At 46.5% G+C, this 22663-nt stretch carries 21 protein-coding genes; 2 read left to right on the top strand and 19 right to left on the bottom strand.

Annotated features, from left to right (window positions below):
* Positions 1-6: 6 nt before the first annotated feature.
* Positions 7-891, bottom strand: coding sequence for a carbohydrate ABC transporter permease (locus C6P39_RS10630; protein ID WP_104803769.1), 885 nt, complete (start codon positions 889-891; stop codon positions 7-9).
* A gap of 63 nt (positions 892-954) precedes the next feature.
* Positions 955-2235 carry an ABC transporter substrate-binding protein gene (locus C6P39_RS10625; RefSeq protein ID WP_104803768.1) on the bottom strand — a complete coding sequence of 427 codons (1281 nt, stop codon included), beginning with the start codon at positions 2233-2235 and terminating at the stop codon, positions 955-957.
* Positions 2236-2437: 202 nt separating this feature from the next.
* Between C6P39_RS10625 and C6P39_RS10620 the strand changes: the two genes are divergently transcribed.
* Positions 2438-3250: an AraC family transcriptional regulator gene (locus tag C6P39_RS10620; protein WP_158661527.1), complete on the top strand. Its 813-nt coding sequence runs from the start codon at positions 2438-2440 to the stop codon at positions 3248-3250.
* 62 nt (positions 3251-3312) lie between these two features.
* On the opposite strand, the gene C6P39_RS10615 is transcribed toward C6P39_RS10620, so the two are convergent.
* From C6P39_RS10615 to C6P39_RS10550, 14 genes are all read right to left on the bottom strand, one after another.
* Complete coding sequence (locus C6P39_RS10615) at positions 3313-3639, bottom strand: DUF1622 domain-containing protein (RefSeq protein ID WP_095174996.1); 327 nt, start codon at positions 3637-3639, stop codon at positions 3313-3315.
* A 113-nt stretch (positions 3640-3752) separates the two neighbouring features.
* Complete coding sequence (locus C6P39_RS10610; protein ID WP_158661526.1) at positions 3753-4883, bottom strand: hypothetical protein; 1131 nt, start codon at positions 4881-4883, stop codon at positions 3753-3755.
* 183 nt (positions 4884-5066) lie between these two features.
* A complete protein-coding gene (locus C6P39_RS10605) occupies positions 5067-5681 on the bottom strand; it encodes a TetR/AcrR family transcriptional regulator (RefSeq protein ID WP_104803765.1) in 615 nt (204 codons plus the stop codon).
* Positions 5682-5684: 3 nt separating this feature from the next.
* On the bottom strand, positions 5685-6863 hold the full coding sequence (locus C6P39_RS10600; protein ID WP_330407063.1) for a radical SAM/SPASM domain-containing protein: 1179 nt from the start codon (positions 6861-6863) through the stop codon (positions 5685-5687).
* Positions 6864-7104: 241 nt separating this feature from the next.
* Positions 7105-8529: an alpha/beta hydrolase gene (locus C6P39_RS10595; protein ID WP_104803764.1), complete on the bottom strand. Its 1425-nt coding sequence runs from the start codon at positions 8527-8529 to the stop codon at positions 7105-7107.
* A 165-nt stretch (positions 8530-8694) separates the two neighbouring features.
* On the bottom strand, positions 8695-10050 hold the full coding sequence (locus tag C6P39_RS10590; protein WP_104803763.1) for a GH1 family beta-glucosidase: 1356 nt from the start codon (positions 10048-10050) through the stop codon (positions 8695-8697).
* 371 nt (positions 10051-10421) lie between these two features.
* On the bottom strand, positions 10422-11255 hold the full coding sequence (locus C6P39_RS10585; RefSeq protein ID WP_104803762.1) for a sugar phosphate isomerase/epimerase family protein: 834 nt from the start codon (positions 11253-11255) through the stop codon (positions 10422-10424).
* Between the two features lie 15 nt (positions 11256-11270).
* Complete coding sequence (locus tag C6P39_RS10580) at positions 11271-11741, bottom strand: VOC family protein (protein ID WP_095175002.1); 471 nt, start codon at positions 11739-11741, stop codon at positions 11271-11273.
* 32 nt (positions 11742-11773) lie between these two features.
* Entirely contained in the window at positions 11774-12925 is a 1152-nt protein-coding gene (locus tag C6P39_RS10575) for a Gfo/Idh/MocA family protein (RefSeq protein ID WP_104803761.1), read from the bottom strand.
* A gap of 83 nt (positions 12926-13008) precedes the next feature.
* A complete protein-coding gene (locus C6P39_RS10570) occupies positions 13009-13743 on the bottom strand; it encodes an SDR family NAD(P)-dependent oxidoreductase (protein ID WP_104803760.1) in 735 nt (244 codons plus the stop codon).
* Between the two features lie 8 nt (positions 13744-13751).
* Complete coding sequence (locus C6P39_RS10565; RefSeq protein ID WP_095175005.1) at positions 13752-14636, bottom strand: carbohydrate ABC transporter permease; 885 nt, start codon at positions 14634-14636, stop codon at positions 13752-13754.
* Between the two features lie 12 nt (positions 14637-14648).
* Positions 14649-15506: a carbohydrate ABC transporter permease gene (locus C6P39_RS10560; RefSeq protein ID WP_095175006.1), complete on the bottom strand. Its 858-nt coding sequence runs from the start codon at positions 15504-15506 to the stop codon at positions 14649-14651.
* 84 nt (positions 15507-15590) lie between these two features.
* Positions 15591-17039, bottom strand: a complete 1449-nt coding sequence (locus C6P39_RS10555; protein WP_095175007.1) for an extracellular solute-binding protein — start codon at positions 17037-17039, stop codon at positions 15591-15593.
* A 170-nt stretch (positions 17040-17209) separates the two neighbouring features.
* Positions 17210-17662, bottom strand: a complete 453-nt coding sequence (locus C6P39_RS10550) for a VOC family protein (protein WP_104803759.1) — start codon at positions 17660-17662, stop codon at positions 17210-17212.
* Between the two features lie 374 nt (positions 17663-18036).
* On the opposite strand from C6P39_RS10550, the gene C6P39_RS10545 reads away from it, so the two are divergent.
* Complete coding sequence (locus tag C6P39_RS10545; RefSeq protein WP_095175009.1) at positions 18037-18900, top strand: AraC family transcriptional regulator; 864 nt, start codon at positions 18037-18039, stop codon at positions 18898-18900.
* A gap of 416 nt (positions 18901-19316) precedes the next feature.
* Here C6P39_RS10545 and C6P39_RS10540 read toward each other — a convergent pair whose 3' ends face one another.
* The 3 genes from C6P39_RS10540 to C6P39_RS10530 form a co-directional block, all read right to left on the bottom strand.
* Complete coding sequence (locus tag C6P39_RS10540; RefSeq protein ID WP_207657124.1) at positions 19317-20579, bottom strand: M20 family metallopeptidase; 1263 nt, start codon at positions 20577-20579, stop codon at positions 19317-19319.
* An 81-nt stretch (positions 20580-20660) separates the two neighbouring features.
* Positions 20661-21647: an ABC transporter ATP-binding protein gene (locus C6P39_RS10535; RefSeq protein WP_095175010.1), complete on the bottom strand. Its 987-nt coding sequence runs from the start codon at positions 21645-21647 to the stop codon at positions 20661-20663.
* Positions 21637-22656, bottom strand: a complete 1020-nt coding sequence (locus C6P39_RS10530) for an ABC transporter ATP-binding protein (RefSeq protein ID WP_095175011.1) — start codon at positions 22654-22656, stop codon at positions 21637-21639. Before C6P39_RS10530 ends, C6P39_RS10535 begins: the two co-directional genes overlap by 11 nt.
* Positions 22657-22663: the final 7 nt, after the last annotated feature.

Genomic DNA, 22663 nt, shown 5'->3' with positions numbered 1-22663 from the left:
TCCCTCCTATTGATAGTGGACCCATTTCTTCTGCACCTTCATTTGAACTACTGTTAGAATTAATACCAGAACCAGCAGTACCGTAGCAATGGCAGAACCATAACCCTTATTATTATTGGCAAACGTATATTTATAAAAAAGATATACAATGGATTCACCTGACTTTAATGAAGGGTTTGTGCTGTCCAGCATCATAAAAATATGATCAAATACCTGAAGGGAACTAATCATCGTAGTCAGGACAACAAAAAATAGGGTTGGCGAAACCAAAGGTACCGTTATGTGCAAAAATTGTTTCACAGAAGTTGCACCGTCAATCTGGGCCGCTTCGTAATAAGACCTTGGGATATCCTGAAGTCCGGCTAGAAGAATTACCATATTATACCCAACTAATGACCATATACCGACAATCATCACAGAAATTAAAACCGTATGGCTGTCCGCTATCCAGTTAGGACCCTGAATGCCAAAAACAGATAAGAAATAATTGATAAAACCAAACTCCGAATTGTACAACCATCTCCAAACCATGGCTACGGCTGCCGGCGCGGATATTACAGGAAGAAAATACAATACCCTATATAAAGATTTTGCCTTGATAGACATATTCAAAAACACAGCTGTAAGCAAAGATAGCGAAACACCTACCGGCACTGTTATAATTGTATAGATGCAGGTATTAAAAAGTGACCGCCAGAATTCACTGTCGTGAAACAAAGTTTTGTAATTTAAAAGTCCTATAAAAACCGGATTCTGAAATCCCTTAACCTCATTTAAGCTTAAATAAAATGTCTGGATGATCGGCCACAAGTTCAAAATACAAATCAGGATTAAACTCGGCGCAATAAATCCATATGCCCACATATACTTCTTCATATGTTGTTTCTTCATTTTCCGCCTCCCTCACCGGCAGGAATTGTTCCTGCCGGTTCCAACTAAATCACAAAAAACTCTTTATTTCTGAAGCACTTCATTGATTTTTTCAGCCAATTCCTTACATCCCTCTTCAACAGGAAGTGTACCCGAAAAAATTTGTGTCATATAATCCTCTTCTATGTTGACCCATTCACTTCTGGTTGCACAATATTGACTGGAAAATCCGTATTCAGAGGCATCAACAAATACCTGCGCATTGATTTTTGGAAAACGTTCCACCCATGACGTCTGTGTTCCTTTATAAGCTGATATAGCGGCGCCCGACTTTGACTGTATTGTATTAGCTTCTTCACCCGACAGATATTCTACAAACTTCCACGCCTCTTCTGGATGAGGTGTATTAGCTGCTATGCTATATCCCATACCTCCGCAGAGGTCTGCTCTGATCTTTCCTTTCGTCAATGGAGCCACATCACAGTTTAGTCCTTCAATCCCCATATATTCACTGGCCATCCAGGAGCCACCTATATGCATTGCGGCTTTTCCTGACTCAAAGTATTGGTCGGCTGTTGTATTTGCATAGTCTGTCATCGTCGGAGAATATCCATTCTCAATGAAATCGACCATATATTTAACAGCATCTATTGTATTTGCATCATCAAACAGGGATTTCGTCTCATCTTCACTGATAATTTCACCCTCATTCTGCCAAATATAATGATACGCAGCATCGTTCGTGTTATACTGGACAAGAAGCCCGTAAATGCCTTTTTCCTTATCTGTCAGTTGCCCGGCTGCCTCTTTCAATTTATCCCAGTCCCATGTGTCATCCGGATAATCCATTCCGCGGGCGTCAAAAATATCTTTGTTATACCACAATCCGAAAGTGGAGTAATCCTTGGGAATTGCATACTGCTTTCCTTCTACATTAAAATCATCATTGATATTCTGGGGAAATTTACTTAAATCCGCAATTGAACTTTTCTCAATTCTATCTGTCAAGTCCAAAAGCTTTTCCCCATCCACATATGTATATACCTGTTCCGGATGCATCCAGAAGATATCCGGGAGACTGTCACTTGTTCCGGAGGCCTGAAGTTTTGTCCAATACTGTTCCCACGGTGTGTATTCTACCTTCACATTTATATCCGGATTTTGCTTCTCGAAGGCATTCACCATATCCTGCATTCCCTCCTGCTGCAGTTTATCCCATATAGAAAATGTCAAAGTTACTTTACCACCCTCCTCTTCTCCTGATTTTACGGAATCACTGCCATTTCCGCATCCTGCCAATGCAGTGATCCCAATCATGATGCCTAACCCTGCCGCCAATAATTTTTCCAATTTTTTCTTATACATTTTTTTCTCTCCTTTTCTGATTATTAGAAGTAAATACATGTCTTTTTTCTTTGGTATCCGCTGTTTTATATTTCATATTATAAGACTTTTATTTTCTTATTATCATCAACAAATCCACTATTTTATTATACATTTCTTGCATTCTGACAAACTATATATTAAACTGTAATAAAAGGTCAATATGAAGTAAAGGATGTGCACTATGTTTACAAATGATTTCTTTCTGGACGAAAAAGATTTTGACAAAAATCTGGATATTGTGATTAATAATGTGGGATTCTCCAGAAATTCAGCCGGATATACCTACGGATATGACTGGCGGGAATACTATATACTTCACTACATAATTTCCGGACAGGGTATTTACAAAGTAAATGACTGCACTTATCATCTTCACGCTAAGGACGGTTTTCTTGTTCCTGCCCGCACTATGGTTATCTATCAGGCCGATGAAACAGAACCTTGGAGTGTATATTGGGTAGGTTTCTGGGGGAAAAAGGCAGACTATTTTCTTAACCGCATGAATCTGAGTGCTGAGAATCCGGTCTTTCATTATGATAAAGATGATTCTCTTATCACACATATGGAATCTATGTTCAAAGAAGTGAGATATCCGCAGCGTGCCCAGGAGGTTCTTCTGGGTCATTTTTATCAGGCTGCTGCCTGTATTATAAATTATAATAAAGACAGTCTGAATCCTGTATTACAAAATTATGTAACAATCGCCACACGCTTTATTGAACACAATTTCCGTATTCCCCTTCGTGTACAGGATTTAGCGGAGGAATGCAATATAAGTGCGTCACAGTTATACCGCTGTTTTATAAAAGAGCTGGGAATCTCCCCGCATCAATATATAGAAAAGCTGAAAATGGAAAAAGCTGTAGAATTTATCACACAGACAGATATGCCTTATAAAGAAATTGCCTATCTTCTCGGATATGAGTATGAATCGCATTTTTTTAAGGTGTTTAAACGTAATTTGGGAAGGAGTCCTTCCTGCTTCAGAAAATAGGAGTTGCCTTGGTATCCTTATAATACACCGTACAAAACTAAGCAAAGAGAAGGAACAGGCTATCACATTACCTGTTCCTTCTCTTCATCATTCTTAATCTCCCAATGAATCAAAATCGTCAATATTGCTCTCAGCACAATGATCCCCGCCACAATATAGATCTCCGACAGTTCCCTCACAACCACCGTGCGCAGAATCTCACTCCCCAATTTAAACTCCAGCCCCATGGCAAGTCCTTTTGCAAGGAGAAGTTTTGTATTGGGATCCCGCTTAATATAGTGGATGATACCCCGGACCCCCGCAAAAATAATAATACCCACACCAATATATTCAAATAACAGGATTGCCAAATCCACAATGTTCCTCAAAGTCTCTTCCAAAAACAGCATAGCTATCCTTTCCCACAGGCCAACACCAGTAATCCGTCTGCTGTCAGTATGCCCAGCCTTTCATTTTTCTTTCGTGTTATGTAAACTTTAGTTACTGCAAAGGTACCGAACCGTTACAAATGGTCCACATAGGATATCAACTCCCTCTCACTGGCAATATCGCCGTCAAAGGGATAGTTCTTTTCCGCTCTCTCAAACAGTTTCAGCCATTTCTGTGCTGCTTCCCCATCCTGATTCTGAATCAGCTCATAGGCGTATTGAATACGCAGCACGGACGGCATGGATGAGGAGCGCTTCAAAAACTCCTGAACACCGGCCTTCTCATACTCTCTGCGCACTTCTTCCCCCGGACCATTCAGCATAAGCCTGCAGAATATCATTTCCGCCTCCAGCATGGATTTCTGGATTCCTATAAGACCGGAAGCATGCTCCAGCACCCTTTCCCCTATTTCCAGTGCTGCCGGAAAGTCCACCCTGTCAATATTACGGCTGACGGCAAACACACCGGTTGCTGCACACAGAGCATTATCCCACAGCTCTTCCGGCGCAGGTTCAAACCACTCCTGCGGCATATCCTTTAAGCGTACGCCCAATGTAAACTGCTCATTTATCTTTAACTGCAGCCACAGACAGCACACTGCCTCTTTATCCTTCCCCAGATGGAGCGCATTGTATCCATCATTATCCACCCCGCCAAGCTGCATAGGTATTCCATTCATCAGCGCTAAAAAGACACCTACGATAACAAATGCCATAAACAGGATCTGCAGATACCCGTGTCCGTCTATCGCAAAACAGATAACCATTGAGGCCCCGGCAAACAGCAGATTAAAAAGACTTCCTCCCAGGTTGTACAACATATAGGGCATACTTCCATTCACCAAATCCGGCGGTGCCAGAAGGCACTGTCCCCCTGTTCCCATAAGGGAATACCGCCCCCGCTTAATCCCGTCTCTTTTCTTAACCAGAATCACTTTTCCTACGCGGAAGGAAGAAAATTTGTATCCACTTAGAAGCCCGCAGACCAGATGTCCCCCTTCATGTACAATAACTTGCAGAAATGCTGCTACATAAAGGCACAGGATCATCCACACAAGGCCTGCCACAATTTCCTCAGTACTAACCTTCCCCCCGTGCATTCTCTCCACAAACATCATACCAAAGTACCCGCATGCTCCGCCGATCAGGGCTCCCACGATCATCTGCGGCCACGGTCTCCGTCTTTTCCTTTTTATTCTGCCCATAATCTGCTCATTCATCCTCCGAAAACAGCCTGTAAATTAAATATGCCGGGCTGTTGATCAATCTGCCGTCTCTTAATTTCTACAGTTCCATATCATACGATCAAACGCTATATCACGCACACCTTGGGCTATCCCGGCTAAAATATCGGACTGCAGGCCAGCCTTCTGCAGATACGCCCTCTTTTATTTTTGGTAAATACGGACAAATTCCCTGACCTGCCGTTCCAGTTCCTCAAGTCCATCCTCCACATTACTGTCCCCGCCGTCGTATTTATTCAGGAGAAAAAATATAGGCGCGTAGAAATTCACTGCCATAGCCCTGGCATCCGTCCCTGAAAAAACGCCTTGACGTATCATCTCACCGAATAAGACCGTCTGGTAACGGATACTGTCCTCCATATAAATCTTCCGGTAAACCGCTGCGATCTCTTGATCCCGGTACTGTTCTATGGTCAGCATTCTGCGGAACCTCCCTGCAAAGGGGTCCTGTAGGTAAAACAAAAAAACTTTTTTGCTCAGCTCCACCAGCTCATTCTCGGTTATCCCGCCGTATGCAATTGCGGCCTCCTCCATGGAAGTGTCATCCGGCAGGCCGAAGGTATGGCTCATTGCCTCCATCCTTCTTGCCATTTCCTCCACAATAGTCTCAAAGATCTCTTTTTTGCTCTTAAAATGTTTGTAGAGGGAGCTGTCCTTGATCCCCACTGCCTCCGCAATGTTTTTCACGCTGGTGCCCTGGTATCCCCTGCTTGAAAAAAGTGTCAGGGCCTCCTCCACGATCCGCTCTTTAGTTGACATAACTCATTCTATCCCTTTCAGGTAATCCTTCACTTTCTTTTCCTGCTCAAACAAGGCACAGCCGCCGGTATGCATCTCCGTGAGACTGCCGTCCTCCCTCAGCCTGCAAAACAGAGGGGAATCCATAGCATCCCTGAGGCTGGTCTCCTGCAGACTGGTATCGGAATAAGGGGAGAACGGACAAGGCTCCGCCCCGCCGCTGGCATTGATATGAAAAAATCCCCTCCCCGCAGCAAGACATCCGCCCGATGCCCTCTCATCCCCGGGAAACGAAATAAGGAGCATATCTCCCTGCATTTCCCGCAATATCTCCAGCCTGTCTGCCAGATATTCCCTGTCCCCATCATCCGGCGCCAGATTCCTTGTTGCCCTGTCTGCCGGCACGTATTCCACATAGATCACAGCTTTACAGCCCAGAAGAGAAAGCTTCCTAAGAAATGCATCTGCAGTAACCTCCTCCATATTCTCTTTGGTCACGGTTACCGATACCCCATATAAGATATCCCGGCCCCTCAGATCCTCCATGGTCTGTATTAAACCGTCATAAATCCCGCTGCCTCGCCTGGCATCTGTCCTCTGCCTGTCGCCTTCCATACTGAGAACCGGCAGCAGATTCCTGTTATCCATAAAAAGCTGCAGATATGTACCTCTGTCTGCCTCTCCTTTATCAGGCACCTCAGAGACTGCTTCCCCTTCCGCGCAGCGGGGCAATGTATCATTATTAATCATAGTACCATTAGTGAAAACAGGGAACAAGATATTTTTTCGCATTCCTGCCTTTTTCAGTACATCCGGTCTCATCAGAGGCTCACCTCCGGCCAGCAGGATAAAGCCTACTCCCATGTCCTCGGCCTGGGCAAAGATATCATCCCACTGTTCGGCACGCATCCCTATCCGAACTGCCTCACTGCCGCAGGTGTGATTTGCCCGGGCGTAACACCCTTTGCAGTGAAGATTGCACTGGCTGGTTATGCTGGCGATCAGGAAAGGGGGCACATGTTTCCCGTTCTGCTCCGCCTGCCTGCGCTTTCCTGCCGCCCGTCCGGCTGCCTTAGCATATTTCAGCAGGTACATGGCTGATCTCGGATTTGTGAATGATGCTTTTTTCATTCCTTTTATAATATTTTCCACTCCGCGGCTAAGATACTGCTCCAATTGTAATCTCTCCATAATCTTTTCCATACCTTTCTCTGTCTGGGTCATCGGCGCCTTCAGCTAGTAAACACTAGCCTTTTTTCTTTCATTATAGCTAGTATACACTAGCCTGTCAAGTGAAAGTAACCACACAAAACATAAGTCCGCCCATATCCTGCACACAGCGTTGGTCCTGTCCAAAAACTTCTCATAAAAAATGCAGACAATCACCGGCACTACGATGATTGTCTGCAAAATAGGAATACCTCTTTATCCGTTAATAACCTCTTTATCCGTTAATAAATCCGGCAATTGTATCTGTCACCTCATCAGGGATATGCTTTACCCCCTGATAACTGGCCGGGCCGTCCTCATATCTGCCTTCCATGAACATATGGCTCAGTCCGGGGAATGACACAAACTGCCAGTTGTCTTTCCCCTCATAGTTGTCTTTCCATATCCGGAAATCATCCATAGTCACCTGATAATCCTCCTCGCCCTGAAGGACAAGCACCGGCATGGTCATATCCTCTGCTTCCTTCACGGCATCGTAATCCAGCAGGCTTTTTATATACGTGAGATCCTGACCCATGATCTTTTCATCTTCGGAGAGGGAATCTATATTTTTCATCTGTTCCACTGCAGCAAAGCCTTGTTCATACACAGCCTTCTCCTGCTCTGACGGATTGGGATTCAGGCTCTGAAGAAACGTGTACTGACGCTCCAGCGTCTCCGCAAACCCTCTGGCGGGACCTGCCATCATGACACATCCGTCCGGCTTGGCCTCACGTGCAATTGCGCCCATCATCTGAGCCCCCTGGCTGTGTCCCACCACGTATACCTTTGAAACGCCCTCCTGCTCACGCAGCATTTTAACAGCGGCAACCGCATCATTGACCGTTTCGTCATAGACTGTAAAATCCTTATCCTCGGCTATCTCTTTTCCATACACATAGGATATCTTGTCATAACGATAGGAGGCGATCCCCTGCTTCGCCAGGCCCCAGGCTAAATCCTGAAACGGTTTTAGCTGACCGTAAGCCTCATTTCTGTCACCGCTGCCGGAACCATGCACAAATACCACAGCCGGGTATTCCTTCAGATTCTTAGGTACTGCAAAAGTCCCCGGCAGTGTACGCCCCTCTGCTATACTCAGATCCATATCCGTCTCCGTCACATTTTCCGGTATGGAGACCTCTTCTTTGCTTTCCTGATACACAGAAGTGGTAACGCCTCCTATTTTGCCCTCCAGAAAAGATATGGTCAGATTGATGGGCTGTACGGCAAAATCACAGGGGACCTGTACCACGTCATACCCGGACTGGGGCTCCCCTTCCCACGCGGGCTGAACCTCTTTCAGCTCTCCCACTGCTTCCAGCGCCGCCTGAAAAGCTGCCTGGAACTGGCCGCTTTCCACTGCGGACTTCATCTGTTCTGTATACTCATAATTTCCTTTTATGTTATCTGTATTGCCTTCGATCAAATCTTTTACAAGCGTCTCAGCCGTAGTCAGAAGATTCGAGCTGCTCTCACCTGCTGCCCCGGATTCCTTCTCCTGGGTACCGGCCTTCTCCTGGACACCGGCCTCCTCCTGTGTATCCTCCGTCTTCTTCTCAGCGCCTTTGTCCCCTGTATCCTTGTCATTTCCGGAACAGCCTGCAAACGCAAGCATGACGGCAGCGCTCAGCACAGTTACCATTATCTTTCTTTTCATAGTGATTCCTCCTTACCGCCGTAAATCTGCGGATTTGATAAATAGTTACGTTGGTCTCACTATATCACACTGCTTTAAAATCACAACTGCCTTAACTCAAAGTACAGAAAACCGGGAACAACGTAGATACCCGGACCCGCCAAGCGGTTCCAATCCCTCTTATGTCTACAGATCTGCTCCATTATTTCTGATAACTTCCGCATACCAGTGTGCAGAATCCTTCAGGATGCGTTCCTGCGTCTCAAAATCCACATAGACCATACCGAACCTGTCTGAATAGCCTTTTGCCCACTCAAAGTTATCAAGCACGGACCAGGCAAAATAGCCATCCACTTTCACCCCGTCCTCAACAGCCCGGCCAAGCTCCCGCAGATATCTGTGATAAAAATCTATCCGGCCCGGGTCATGGACTTTTCCGTCCAGAGACACCGTATCCGCACAGCAGCAGCCGTTCTCCGTGATAACAATAGGTTTCTGATACCGTTCATAGAGGAACCGCGGCCCCCAATAGAGAGATTCCGGAACCACAGGCCATCCGTTGCCTGTCCTTGGATACCCTACAGGGCGTTCCACAGCCTCCCAGCCTCCTTTTCCGTCACTTTTCACCTTATATCCGTTGTAAATATTCTGCCCGTAAAAATCCAGGGGCTGATGCATCAGTTTCAGGTCATCCGGTTTAAAGTCCGGCAAATCCTTTTCAAACAGCTTCAGCCCGTCCTCCGGATATCTGCCCAGCATGACCGGGTCGCTCCACCAGCTTACGGACCACATATAATCCGGCTTGTCCTCCACGGCAAAATATGCTTTTCTAGCAGCCTCAATATCCTCCGGCGTATCCGCTGCCGGAATTACCGGATTGGAGGTTGGCGCATATCCAATCTGTGCGTCCGGTACCAAGCTTCTGATAGCCTGCACTGCTTTTCCGTGTGCCATCATCACATGATGGGCCATTTCCAGCACGCTGCGGCGGGACATAATATTGCCGGGTGCATGTTCTCCGCTCACGTGTCCCAGCCCCACGAAGCACTGAGGCTCATTGAAGGTCATAAAAAATTTAACCCTGTCCCCAAATGCTTTTGCCGCCACAGCCGCATACTCTGCAAACCAGTCCACGATCTCAGGGTTCTGCCAGCCTCCCAGACGGTGCAGGGCAAAGGGCAGATCCCAGTGAAACAGCGTCAGACACGGTTTAATATTGTATTTCAGAAGTTCATCGATCAGAGCATTGTAGAAATCTATACCGCTCCGGTTGATCTCCCCTCTTCCCTCAGGAAAAATCCTGGACCAGGCAATAGAGAAACGATATGCCCGGATCCCCATGTCTGCCATCATTTTTACATCTTCTTTGTAACGGTGATAATGGTCACAGGCCACGTCCCCGTTGTGCATGGAAAATACTTTGCCGGGTGTCCTGCAGAAATCATCCCATACCGTGTAACCTCTGCCGTCCTCAAAAGCACCGCCCTCTATCTGATAAGAAGCGGTTGCTGTCCCCCATAAAAAGTCATCCTGAAATCCCATAAAAAAATCCTCCTCTGCATGATGGTATCTTACTATCCACAGCCCTGCAAATCCAATTCTGCAGACAGTATGTTGGTAACAGTTCAGACAAGCTGAACCGTTACGCATCCAGCCATTAAAAATCGCTTCGCCATGGGCTGCATGCCTGCCGGCACTACTTTTTCATACGCTCAGCGCAGTAAATGCGCAGACCTGTCTGAATTGTTACTAATGTTGATCTATATATTCATATTAAGCTAAAAATCCCTTGTTTTCAACAACTATAAAATGGATCAGGACAAAACAACAGAAAGCACGCTCCGCGAACTTTCCATTGTTATGAATAAACCGGAGCGGCAGGATCTCCCTGCATTCGCTCCGGCTGTCTGCTTTTATATTGTGATGCCTGCCCGTCCAAAACGCTGTTTTACATAATCCAGGCTTTCCAAGTAAGCCGCATCACCGTCCAGATGTTCAATGATCAGCGGCATATCCGGGTCTGTCCTGCCGGCAAGCTCTGCGTATTTTTCCAAATTCAGGGTTCCCTTCCCGCAGGCTGTCTCCCTAAACTGCATGGTAAATTCCTGTAAAAGGACCACATCTTTCAGGTGGCAGCTCCTGATATAAGGACCGAGTTTGCTAAAACACTCTTCCATAAACTCCTCATGATAAAAATATCTCTCCGGGGTCGTGATCCAATTGAACACATCCATATGCACGGCGAACCGCTCCCTGTCCACATCATGGATCAGCTTTACATACTCATCCGGCCCCATAGGACACATCCAAGGCATGGGTTCAATGGTATAATAAGTTTTTTTCGGATCGGCAGCATCAATGATCTGCTGTATGCTATCCACCACCATATCCCAGGTTTCCTGTGTCAAATTTTCTTTATAAGGGCCGTCCCATCGCTCTCCTCTGGAACCGGAGACATTGACACAGCATCTGGCGCCGATCTTATCAGCCAGCTTTAACTGCTCAATACACCTAATAAGAGCGGCCTCCCTGACTTTGGCATCCGGGGAGATCGGATTACACCAGGCGCCCACCTCTGCGATGGTCAATCCATATTCATGAGCTGCCTTTACATATTCCCCCAGAAGCTCTTCATCACAGGTATGATCCACAGGGAAATTAACTGAAGTACATCCCATCCGGTGCATCTTCCCAGCCCATTCCCGTGGGCTTTTGTGCTCCAGAGGGCTGGATAATCCCAGTCTCATCCGCATATCCTCCTGCTATCTGTCGCTCTCCAGCAGTTCCACAATACATTTCAGGTCTTTATAAGCATTCATGTAGGTATATCTTCCGCTGGCATCGCCGTACTCACCCTTCTGCTCCAGCACCATGCCGAAGTCCTCACAGCGTTTTACTGCTTCCGGCATTTTCATTCCCTTTATGTTGAATGCCACATGGTGAATGCCCTCTCCATGTTCATTCAGGTAATTTCTCCATGTGGAGGGTGCCTCATTTGGCTGGATCAGTTCAAGCTGGAGACCCGGGCCTACATCAAAAAATGCCAGGTAACTGTTGGCCTCCGGTGCCGGCTGGCCTTTAAATTCTGTCTGCGTTGTCTCATATTCCCCGCAGAGAGCTGCTTCCGGCTCTTCCACACCTAAAAATTCCGCCCATTTCTTCTTTGTGGCATTGATATCCTTCACAATAAACCCAACCTGGCAAACTAAATCTGTACCGACTACTGCACTCATACTCTTTACCTCACTTTTCCTTTTTGTTGTTTTTATATTCTGCCTGCTGGCGTGCCTGTTTTTATAGGCTCCGGTTTTTCGCAGGTAGTTTTCATTTCATATACTTTCTTGTCCTGTGCTGATTCCATCATACCCGTGATGGCTTCAATCACATGGCAGGCCATCTCTGCATTAACCCTTGGCTTCCTTTTCTCATCTATGGCACAGGCCAAGTCCAGAACGCCGATGCCCCTGGTGTAATCGCCTATATGGGGATACAGTTCAGGCAGTTCCACACTCGTGTCCTGCTTTTCCTTTGTCTCCCGGCTGTCATCATACAGTACATCCAGGGTTCTTTCCTTCCTGTAAATCCTTGGCCGCCCGCCGGACATATTGGGGTCCGGCACCTCCAGCGTCCCGTCTGTCCCATATATTTCAAACATGGGCAGATTGGAATGCCAGATATCAAAACTGATATTCATGCTCACGATCACACCCGAGGCCAGTTCTGCGGTTCCCGAATAATGAGTGGGTGTCTCAACCGGAACCTCCTGCCCTTTCAGAGGGCCTGTGTAAACCTTCCGCACCGGAAATCCCGTACCGGAAAAAGCGCTGACCCTTTTCACCGGACCCAGCAGCGCTGCCAGTGCCGTGAAATAGTACGGACCCATGTCATACAGCGGCCCTGCCCCCTGCCTGTAAAAATTGGCAGGTGCCGGATGCCAGGTCTCCACACCGTTTGACATCATATTGGCAGTTACATAGAGAGGCTTTCCGATCCACCCGTCATCCAGGATCTTTCTGCATGTCTGCAGAGAAGATCCCAGGAAGGTGTCCGGCGCGCTTCCCACAAGAAGCCCCTTCTCATCCGCCAGATCCATAACCTGCCTGGCCTGGGCAGCGGTGGGGGCAAATGGCTTTTCACAGAATACATGTTTTCCTGCCTGCAGTATCTTCTTATTCAATTCCATGTGAAACTGAGGAGGCGTCAGGTTCACCACCAGTTCCACCTCTTCCATGGCAAGCATTTCCTCCACGGAACACCCTGACGGTATCTGGTACTTCTCCGCATGGCTCTTTGCCAGCTCCACATTCACATCCGCACAGGCTGCCAGATGCAGGGAGGGATAAAAACGTTTGATATCCCGGATATAAGTATTACTGATGACTCCGCACCCCAGTATTCCAACATTTACATTTCTCATATCTGATTCCTCATTGCATTTCCATATGTGTTCCGGGCCTGCCTATCGTCCCGGGATCAAATAGCAGATTATTTCCTCACCCCTCAGTATGGCATTGGCTCCCCTCTGTAGTTGATAAAAGGAACATCCATATCAGGTATCTGTTTTTTCCTGTCCAGAATGTCAAACAGCCCTATGGCTGATTCCGAAGGCGGGATCTGGGCATTCTCTTTTCCCATAATAGTATCCATGCGGCCCGGATGGATCATATAGATCCGCATATGTCTGTCTGCCTTCTCCTCTGCCAGATAGTTCCGTATTTTCTGCGTATACATATTGGCAGCATGTTTTGATACTGAGTATGCCAGATAATTGTAGCCCTGAGGCGTTAAATGTCCTGCCTCGGACGTGATATTCATGATACATGCATCCTCAGATGCATACAGCAGACCGATAAAATATTTCAGAACAATAGCCGTACCTGTCACGTTCACATCCAAAGTCTTTCTGAACATATCCACATTTAAGTCAGCCACAGCATCACCCGGCATTACCATTTTTTCAAACAGCACTCCCGCGTTGTTTACAAGAAAATCTATGTGCCCGTACTTCTGACGCAGCCGCTCTGCCGCACCTTTTACCATCTCTTCATCGGTTACATCCATCTCCAGAATCAAAAGGCTGTCCGGATACTTTGTTTTCAGCTCCAGCAGATCACGGGCGTACGCTTCATCTGCGCCTTTCCTGCATCCGGCCAGCATGGTGTGGCCCCTAAGCAGTCCTTCTTTTACCATCTCATAGCCCAACCCCCGGTTGGCGCCGGTCACTAATCCAATCATACTTCCTCCTAATAATCTGACTCCCCGAACCGGAAGACCTTGAAAAGTACCAAAATAATTGCCAGCGCGATCAGCAGCAGGATCCAGGCCATAGCGGATGCGTATCCCATCTTAAAGTAAGAGAATGCATTCTGATACAGATACAGGGAATAGAACATGGTCTGATTGTCCGGGCCTCCGTTTGTCATAATGTACGGCTCTGCGAACCACTGGAACACCGCAATGATCAATGTCACCACATTATAAAGGATCGTAGAGCGCAGAAGCGGAATGGTCACAGACAAAGTCTGTCTGAAAAATCCCGCGCCATCTAAAGCTGCGGATTCGTATAGACTGTCAGGTATATCCTGCAGACCTGCCAGATAAATAATAATGGCATTGCCGCAGGTCCACACCATCATAATGATTAGCGCAGGCTTAGACCAGAACATGCTGGAAAGCCATCCCGGCCCCTGGATCCCAATATAACTGAGAAGGCGGTTGATAATACCGGTCTCCGGCTGCATGACCCATATCCAAAGCAGACATGCCACCACTGTGGGCACCAGCGTAGGGATAAAAAATGCCACCCGGAACGGTCCGGTGTATTTTAACTTCTTGTTATTCATTATAATAGAGACCGCCACTGCAATAAATGTAGTGATAGGGACTCCAAAAATGATCATATAAACGGTATTACTCATTGCCTTCAGAAACGTTTTATCCTGAAACAGCATTTTGTAATTGTCAAGTCCGATAAAGACAGGATCTTTGATCACCTGGTAGTCACACAGGGAATAATACAGGGAGGAACAGATCGGAAATAAGGTAAATACCAGAAAACCGATTATCCACGGGGAAACAAACAGCAGCCCATGAATGGCCTCTTTTTTTCTCATATTCATTTTTTTCATTGTTTTCCCCTCCTACCCCTTAATTCCTGACATGGCAATACCCTGGATGAAATACTTCTGCATAACAAAGAACAGGATCAATACCGGCAGGATCATAACTGCTCCCAGCGCCAACAGCATACTCCAGTTCGGATCCAGATTGGATTTCAGCATAGAAGCCGCCAAAGACAGTGTGTACAGTTCATCTTTCCCCAAGAATACCAGCGGTCCTAAGAAATCATTCCAGGATCGTATAAATGCAAAAATAGCAACCGTAGTCAACGCAGGTTTAGCCATTGGGATAACCAGCTTTGAGAAGATAGTAAATTCTCCGGCCCCGTCAATACGGGCAGCTTCCGAAATGTCCTGTGGGATCCCTGTAAAAAACTGGCGCAGCAGGAAGATAAAGAACGGGTTCCCGAAAAAGCAGGTAACGGTAAGGGGAAGAAAAGTCCCGATCCATTTCATCTTGGTAAACATAAGAAACAGGGGCACCAGCGTTACCTGATACGGAAGGATCATGGTAATGAGTACTAAAATGAATACTTTATCACGTCCCGGCCAGCGCAGTCTGGAAAATCCGTATGCCACCAGGGAGCAGGATAAAAGAGAACCGACAATATTACAGATCACAATGATCATTGTATTTTTCAAGTACTTAAAAAAGGGAATTGATGAAAACATATTCACAAAGTTATCCAGCCTGAATTTATCAGGCAGCCATTTAAACGGCGTCCTGAACAGTTCACTCTCTGCCTTAAAAGATCCCATAAACAGATAAAATATCGGCAGAACGAACAGAATAGCCAAAACAATCAAAAATGCATATAAAAGTATCACTTCCAGACTGGGGCCTTTTCTGTGTTTCCTCTTCCCATCCGGTTTTGCCATTTTGAATCTCCTTTCATTCTGATGAAACTCTCTGTGCGGCACGTATGCGCCGCACAGAGTATTCCATAAAAACCGCAGATGACCTTACTCTGCTTTATCAAGTTCTGCCTGATATTTATCCTGAAGTTTCTGAAGTTCTCCCTGAATATCCGTGATGTTTCCGTAAATCACACCTTCCCTGAAGGTTACAAATGCTTTGGACAATTCAGCCGAGCAGGAACACAATGCAGGTATTCCGTTTTCCGGTGAGTTGGCAAGTTCCCTCTCCATCAGATACATTTCATCGCCCTCTTTTGTCAGGCTGACGTTGTCAAACTCCGCGTCACTTGTAGGGATACTTCTCCACTGTGCAAAGTTGTCCTCATTAACGGCACCTGACATACAGAATTTAATGAACAGTGCAGCCAGTTCGGGATTCTCTGAGCCCTTCGGTATTGCAAATACATTGGTCTGGAACGTAGTGCTGTTAGCCCGTCCGCCCTCCGGCACCGGTACCGCGCAGGCTTTATAATTTACATCCGGTGCATATACACGCAGTGCATTGGAGAACCAGTTTCCGGTGATGGTCATGCCTACCTTACCTGTCATAAATGCATGGTCCGGTGAAAACATTCCGCCAAGTCCTGAGGTAAAGGACTGGATTCTCTCCGGGTCATATTTCTGTCCGTAGGACTGCAGCCATTCCATACAGGAAACCACTTCCGGGGATGTCAGATTCAGTTTGTTGGTCTCAGAATCATATACGTCTGCACCAAAGAAAAATGGAAGTGTAAAAGCGTCATCTTTTAAGTCCAGCCATGGGATAAGACCAAATCTTTCATATGTCCCGTCATCCTTCTGAATGGTCATGGCCTCTGCCCACTGATCCAGTTCTTCTAATGTTTTTGGCGGATTCTCCGGATCCAGCCCGGCCTCTTTCGCGATATCTGGATTGTAATACAGCAGCATGACATTGGTGTCCTGAGGGATCAGATACGGTTCATCCTTATAATATATAACATCCTTACACCCATTGAAAAAGCTGTCCACATTCAGGTCTACCTGCTCCAGATACGGCTCCAGCATTTCAAAACTCCCGTTTGCCGCGTAGGAATAAGCAGAAACCGCATTGTCACAGATAACCAGATCCGGTGCCTGACCGCCCGCAATGGCTGACAGCAGTTTTCCGTTGTTGATACCTGCTCCGTCCGGTACAAACTGTACGTTACACTTAATGCCTTTATCTTTATATAATTCGTTGAATGCATCTACACGGCTCTGGTCCCACACCTGAGAATCCCCCGTAAACGCAGACCAGTATGTAAATTCTCCGGTCAAATCTGTATCTTCCACCTCAAGCCCCAATGCTTTCAGTTCTTCCGCATTCGTCTTCACAGATTCCTGTGCTTTCTTTGCCTCGTCGCTCAGTTCTGTCTTTTCCTCCGGCTGCTGTGTTCCTCCGTCCGCCGATGTACTTGCTGAATCGCCGCATCCGGCCAGTGTACCTGCTGCCATAGATAACGTTAATAATGCTGCTGCTAATTTTTTCTTCATACGTTTCTCCTTTCCAGTGTTACCCCATTCACCTTATCTTTCGGGTAACTGTTCCGTACCCCTCACAGTCACAAGTGAAAATCCATGCAGACCCGCTGCGCCGGGATTTTCGCTTGGCTGCGGAATGCATTCACACGGTCTGCGCAGTGAATACGCAGACCTGCGTACCGTTACTTTTTCGGTTCGTATTTTACCTGTACAAATGTCCCCAGTTTTTCCTTGCTGTCAAATACTGTGTAGTTTCCGCCCTCGTATTCCCCGTAATGGCGGACCGGCATATCATTTTCCTCAAAGTATCTTACTGCCGCATCCCTGTCGTCTGTCATAAATGCAATGTGGTGGATACCGTCTCCGTTCTTTTCCAAGAAATCTTTCCAGGAACTGGGCTCCTCATCGGGTTCCGTAATCTCCAGAACCACCTGTCCCAAATCGAAAACCGCCAGTCTGGCCCTTGTCTTGCTGGGCACCCCCTTAAACTGTGTATGTGCCACAGATTCTTCCGGCACACGGAATGCCTCCGGCTTTGGAACCCCGAACAGTTTTGCATACTCTTCTACCGTTTTGTCCAGGTCCTTTACCACCAATGCCACCTGGCAAATGGTCTTTCCATCAATAATTCCCATTTTATTTTCCTTTCTGTTCTGCACTCATTTATTTTCTGTCATGATTATGTCTTGCTCTTACCTACACGCGCTTCGGTTTTGATATATTTACTATAGCATCGCAATAAAGGATTTTCTATTAAATAATTGCTATATATAATCCATTTATTGCCTTATATTTTGAGCAAGTGCAAATTATTAATATGCCATTGGCACATATTTACATTTTTACAGCATAATTTTTGTGCATTTTATACATTTATTTATCGCAATATTTAACTTATAATATCCAGTATAGATGTTTTTTGTCTTACTTTGTTAAATTTTGTCGATTCATTTGTCATATGCAATATATTATTATGCTTTTTACCATTAAATCAAAGGAGTAATTCATTATGATTAAGGCAGATTTGTCAGAACCAATGTACTTTGAGCATGATATGTCCATTAATGTATCATTTGGGCATTACTACTCACATTTTCCTATGCATTGGCATAGTTTTATGGAAATCGTTGCGCCGCTGTCCAACGATATGGCTGTCACCCTTGGAAATGAAACATATCCGCTCACAGAAAACCAACTGGTGATCATACCGCCCCGCAGCCTGCACGCACTGACTAAAAACAGCACGGCACCCTGCCTGGTCCTGCAGTTTTCCAACATGCTGCTGCCCCAGCTTCATGATTTTATCACCCACAGGCAGCTCCTCTGCTGCCAGCCTGTCATTGATGTGACGGATACGGTATCATTTACAGACAACCCACTGGATATCCTTATAAAGATCAAGGGTTTGTTTTACAGTGATATCAGCTTTAAGGAAATGCGTATGTATGAAGAACTGCTTCATTTTTTTATTGTGATAGGGGAACATAATTATCAGATTGAAAATTCACTTTCCGCTCAGAAGACGCCTCAGCAGAAAGCTTATGACAGAAAATTTGATGGGGTTACAGAATACATAAAAGAACATTATACAGAACAGATAAGCCTGGAGGAGCTGGCAGCCTTTGCCGGTTTCAGCAAGTATCATTTCTCCAGGATCTTCAAGGAGTACTACCAGATGTCCCTGCCGGAATATATTACATCCCTGCGGGTATCACGCGCAACGGAGCTGCTGGAGAATCCGGAACTTTCCATTATGGATGTAGCCCTCCAATCCGGGTTCTCCAGCCTGCCGTCCTTTAACAGGACCTTTAAGCAGATCAATAACTGTACGCCGTCGCAGTTTCGGAAGATGTTTGACCATTTTCCCGGATAAACATTTTTTGCAAACTTACTCTTTACAATTTTGCAAACAGGTGGTATATTAAAAATATAAAGGGATAGCCGCCCACAAGGTGAGTTGACCGTTATAATGAGTAGAAAGACCACCCGTCCACCGGTCAAAGTTTCAGGGTGGTTTTTCTATGTAGACTTACTTACAAAACATAAAAATGAATGTAAGCAACGCCAAAAGGAACAGACCAAAGGTCATTATATCCTGAAAATCGAAATGATTTTTCATAGCATCACCCCCATTCTAAAGAATAGAGGCCAGCCCACCCTGCAACACGGCTATCCGTCTTTATATTATAACGCTCACACAGAGCATAGGCAATCTGTAATATTGCACAAAAAAACCAGAAGAAAGATTCCACATCTCTCTTCCGGTCTTCTATATCCTTCTTTATACTCTTACTCAATCCCCATCAGATCACACAGTGACAGAATATAAATCCTGCCCGCATTCACTGCATCCTCAATATCCACATTTTCATTATAAGAGTGAATACCCTCTGTATTAGAAGGGCCGTACTGAATGGTAGGAATACCCTGTGCGCGGTACTCTCTTGCATCACTGGATGCCCACTGGTAAGCGGGGATCACATCAATGCCCCACAGCGCCTCTGCATTCTTCTTCACGGTCTGCACGATCGCTGCATCCTCGTCTGTGTAGTTGCCTTCGCTCTTCCACTGCGCTTCGTACTCAATGCCTGTCTCACCGCTCTCACGGATTATGGTGCGCACCATCTCCTCAATCTCCTCATGGTCCACACCGATCGGAAGACGTACATCCACAATCGCCTCACAGTAATCCGGCACCATATTGGGACGTGTTCCGCCCTGGATCACACCAACATTGGCGGAAACATGGCTGATAACCTCACCGATTCCCGGTTCACCAATCTCCTGCTGTGCAATGAGCTTGGAATTCTCCAGTGCATGAGCCTGGCTGTCCTTAAAATGGCCTTCGATCTTTGTCAGGCCCTGCAGCTTATCCAGTACCTTGGAAAGCTTAATGATGGCATTTTCCCCTTTAAATCCGCCCAGACTTCCATGTGCGGATTTACCGTTGGCTTTCATGATCAAAGTCAGGCCGCCTTTCTGGCCGATCTCGATGGTATTGTTTGATGTTGGCTCTGCGATCAGGCAGGCATTCGCATCCTTGGCATACCCATTGTCACACAGCCATCTGGAACCGTATTCCCCGCCGCTCTCCTCATCGGAAACAATGTGGAGACGGATATTGCCGTTCAACTCTGCTTTTGACTCTGTGAGGATCTTCATGGCGAACAGAAGCCCGGCTACGCCGGCTTTCATATCGGAAGTTCCTCTTCCCAGGATCAGTTTGTCTGTCACTTCCCCGGAGAACGGGTCAAACTCCCACTGCTCTCTGTCACCGGCCGGGACAACGTCCACATGACCGTTTAAGATAACACTGAATCCATCCTCTTTACCGATCTTTGCAAGTACACAGGGGAAATCAGGATGTGCCGCAACTTCCTCACTGGCAATGCCAGCCTCCTTCAGATAATTCTTAACAAAATCCACCACTTCCCTCTGGGTTCCGGTAGGATTTTCACTTGGGATCCTGATCAGATCAGATACCAGTTTAATAAAGTCTTCTGTCTGACTCTCAGCCAGTTTCAGGATTTCTTCTCTTGTCACATTACTCATTTTCGCTCACACTTTCTTAATAGAATAAATACACAGCCGCCGGATATGCATTTTGCAGCACCCGGCGGCAGCCGTTATTTTTTATTTCTCATCATACAGGAAACAGGCCACCTGATGCCCCTCCTCCTGCTTCATAAGCTTAGGCATTTCTTTACGGCAGCGCTCCATGCACTGCGGACATCTTCCTGCCAGCGGACAGCCTGTCTGGTCCCCGATAGGACTGGGAATATCCCCTTTTAAGATGATTCTCTCTTTCTTTACAAAAGGAGATTCCGTTGGGATCGCGGACAGCAGTGCCTTTGTGTATGGATGAAGCGGATTATCATACAGCTTATCCGCATCACACAGCTCCACGATCCTGCCCAGATACATGATCGCGATCCTGTCACTTACATGTTTGATAACGCCCAGGTCATGGGAGATAAATACATAAGTCAGGTTATACTCCTTCTGCAGACGGTTAAACAGGTTCAGTACCTGCGCCTGGATGGATACGTCCAGCGCGGATACCGGCTCATCACAGATGATCAGCTTGGGATTCAGGGCAAGCGCCCGGGCAACATTGATACGCTGTCTCTGTCCCCCTGAAAACTCATGAGGGAAACGGTTCACATGCTGTACGTCAAGGCCAACCTCACGCATGAGTCCCAGCACTTTGTCATCTCTTTTCTTCTTGTCAGGCTCCAGTTTGTGCACCACCAAAGGTTCAGCGATGATCTTTGCTGCTGTTTTTCTGGGGTCAAGGGAGGAGTATGGATCCTGGAATACCATCTGGATATCCCTCTTTAAGTCCTTCAGTTCCTTTCCCTGTAAGGAAAAAATATCCCTGCCGTTGTACTCCACACTTCCGGAAGTGGCCTTATGAAGCTGGATGAGAGTTTTTCCAAATGTGGATTTACCGCATCCTGATTCACCGATAATACCCAATGTCTCACCCTCATAGATATCCACGGAAACATCGTTTACTGCATGGAGAACCTGGGGCTGCTCACCGAATTTGCTGGCTTTGATCTTAAATTCCTTGGTCAGGTTCCTGACCTTCATAAGAACTTTCTTCTCATCCTTCATTTTCTTCGTTCACTTCCCCTCTGACTAATTTATTCTCCAGATTCTGCCTGTGACAGGCTACAAAATGTCCCGGCTCCACTTCTACCAGAGGCGGAACTTCATCCCTGCATTTGTCTGTCACATAAGGACAGCGGTTGTAAAAGTTACAGCATTTTCCTGTCAAACGCAGGTCAGGCGGTGTACCGGGTATGGTGTTCAGAATCCCTTTATTCTCATCAGAGAGCTTTGGCATGGAATCCAAAAGCCCCCAGGTATACGGATGCATAGGTTTGGAATACAGCTCTTTGGTAGTCGCATACTCAACCGTATTGCCCGCATAGAGCACCATAACGGTATCGCACATTTCCCACACAACACCCAGGTTATGGGTGATCAGCAGGATAGACGTATTATACTCGTCCTGCAGTTCCTGCAGAAGTGCCAGCACCTGGGCCTGAACGGTAACGTCAAGAGCGGTTGTCGGTTCATCGGCAATGACCAGTTTGGGCTTACAGCATACTGCCATAGCTATGATAACACGCTGGCACATACCGCCGGACAACTCATACGGATATGCCTCCATACGTTTTTCCGGCTGGGGGATCCCTACCTTTTTCAGCGCTTCCACTGCCATATTCCAGGCTGTCTTCTTATCCACATCCTGATGGGCGCAGATCATCTCAACCATCTGGTTTCCGATCTTAAATACCGGGTCCAGGCTTGTCATGGGGTCCTGGAAAATAACCGCTATATCCTTGCCGCGGAAGTCCAAAAGCTCTTTCTTGGTAAGCTTCAGCACATCTTTGCCGTCAAAGTCGATCTCGCCGCCTACGATTTTTCCGGTACGCGGCGGAAGCAGACGTATAATGGAGGAGGAGCTTACGCTCTTGCCTGAGCCGGATTCTCCCACAATTCCCATGGTCTCTCCCTTTTTCAACTCAAAACTGACACCATCCACTGCTTTTGACACGCCGCTTGCAAGGAAAAAATAAGTCTTTAAATCTTTTACTGTCAGTAAGGTATCACTCATAATAACT

This window comes from Blautia marasmi (genome assembly GCF_900258535.1).
Classification (GTDB): Bacteria; Bacillota; Clostridia; order Lachnospirales; family Lachnospiraceae; genus Blautia; species Blautia hominis.
Note: the sequence above shows the minus strand (reverse complement) of the source record. Positions and strands in the feature narration are given on the sequence as shown.

What these genes read in the sequence shown, in the direction of transcription:
- C6P39_RS10630 (WP_104803769.1), bottom strand. Translation starts at nt 891, where the DNA reads ATGAAGAAACAACATATGAAGAAGTATATGTGGGCATATGGATTTATT.
- C6P39_RS10625 (WP_104803768.1), bottom strand. Translation starts at nt 2,235, where the DNA reads ATGTATAAGAAAAAATTGGAAAAATTATTGGCGGCAGGGTTAGGCATC.
- C6P39_RS10620 (WP_158661527.1), top strand. Translation starts at nt 2,438, where the DNA reads ATGTTTACAAATGATTTCTTTCTGGACGAAAAAGATTTTGACAAAAAT.
- C6P39_RS10615 (WP_095174996.1), bottom strand. Translation starts at nt 3,639, where the DNA reads ATGCTGTTTTTGGAAGAGACTTTGAGGAACATTGTGGATTTGGCAATC.
- C6P39_RS10610 (WP_158661526.1), bottom strand. Translation starts at nt 4,883, where the DNA reads ATGGGCAGAATAAAAAGGAAAAGACGGAGACCGTGGCCGCAGATGATC.
- C6P39_RS10605 (WP_104803765.1), bottom strand. Translation starts at nt 5,681, where the DNA reads ATGTCAACTAAAGAGCGGATCGTGGAGGAGGCCCTGACACTTTTTTCA.
- C6P39_RS10600 (WP_330407063.1), bottom strand. Translation starts at nt 6,863, where the DNA reads ATGGAAAAGATTATGGAGAGATTACAATTGGAGCAGTATCTTAGCCGC.
- C6P39_RS10595 (WP_104803764.1), bottom strand. Translation starts at nt 8,529, where the DNA reads ATGAAAAGAAAGATAATGGTAACTGTGCTGAGCGCTGCCGTCATGCTT.
- C6P39_RS10590 (WP_104803763.1), bottom strand. Translation starts at nt 10,050, where the DNA reads ATGGGATTTCAGGATGACTTTTTATGGGGGACAGCAACCGCTTCTTAT.
- C6P39_RS10585 (WP_104803762.1), bottom strand. Translation starts at nt 11,255, where the DNA reads ATGAGACTGGGATTATCCAGCCCTCTGGAGCACAAAAGCCCACGGGAA.
- C6P39_RS10580 (WP_095175002.1), bottom strand. Translation starts at nt 11,741, where the DNA reads ATGAGTGCAGTAGTCGGTACAGATTTAGTTTGCCAGGTTGGGTTTATT.
- C6P39_RS10575 (WP_104803761.1), bottom strand. Translation starts at nt 12,925, where the DNA reads ATGAGAAATGTAAATGTTGGAATACTGGGGTGCGGAGTCATCAGTAAT.
- C6P39_RS10570 (WP_104803760.1), bottom strand. Translation starts at nt 13,743, where the DNA reads ATGATTGGATTAGTGACCGGCGCCAACCGGGGGTTGGGCTATGAGATG.
- C6P39_RS10565 (WP_095175005.1), bottom strand. Translation starts at nt 14,636, where the DNA reads ATGAAAAAAATGAATATGAGAAAAAAAGAGGCCATTCATGGGCTGCTG.
- C6P39_RS10560 (WP_095175006.1), bottom strand. Translation starts at nt 15,506, where the DNA reads ATGGCAAAACCGGATGGGAAGAGGAAACACAGAAAAGGCCCCAGTCTG.
- C6P39_RS10555 (WP_095175007.1), bottom strand. Translation starts at nt 17,039, where the DNA reads ATGAAGAAAAAATTAGCAGCAGCATTATTAACGTTATCTATGGCAGCA.
- C6P39_RS10550 (WP_104803759.1), bottom strand. Translation starts at nt 17,662, where the DNA reads ATGGGAATTATTGATGGAAAGACCATTTGCCAGGTGGCATTGGTGGTA.
- C6P39_RS10545 (WP_095175009.1), top strand. Translation starts at nt 18,037, where the DNA reads ATGATTAAGGCAGATTTGTCAGAACCAATGTACTTTGAGCATGATATG.
- C6P39_RS10540 (WP_207657124.1), bottom strand. Translation starts at nt 20,579, where the DNA reads ATGAGTAATGTGACAAGAGAAGAAATCCTGAAACTGGCTGAGAGTCAG.
- C6P39_RS10535 (WP_095175010.1), bottom strand. Translation starts at nt 21,647, where the DNA reads ATGAAGGATGAGAAGAAAGTTCTTATGAAGGTCAGGAACCTGACCAAG.
- C6P39_RS10530 (WP_095175011.1), bottom strand. Translation starts at nt 22,656, where the DNA reads ATGAGTGATACCTTACTGACAGTAAAAGATTTAAAGACTTATTTTTTC.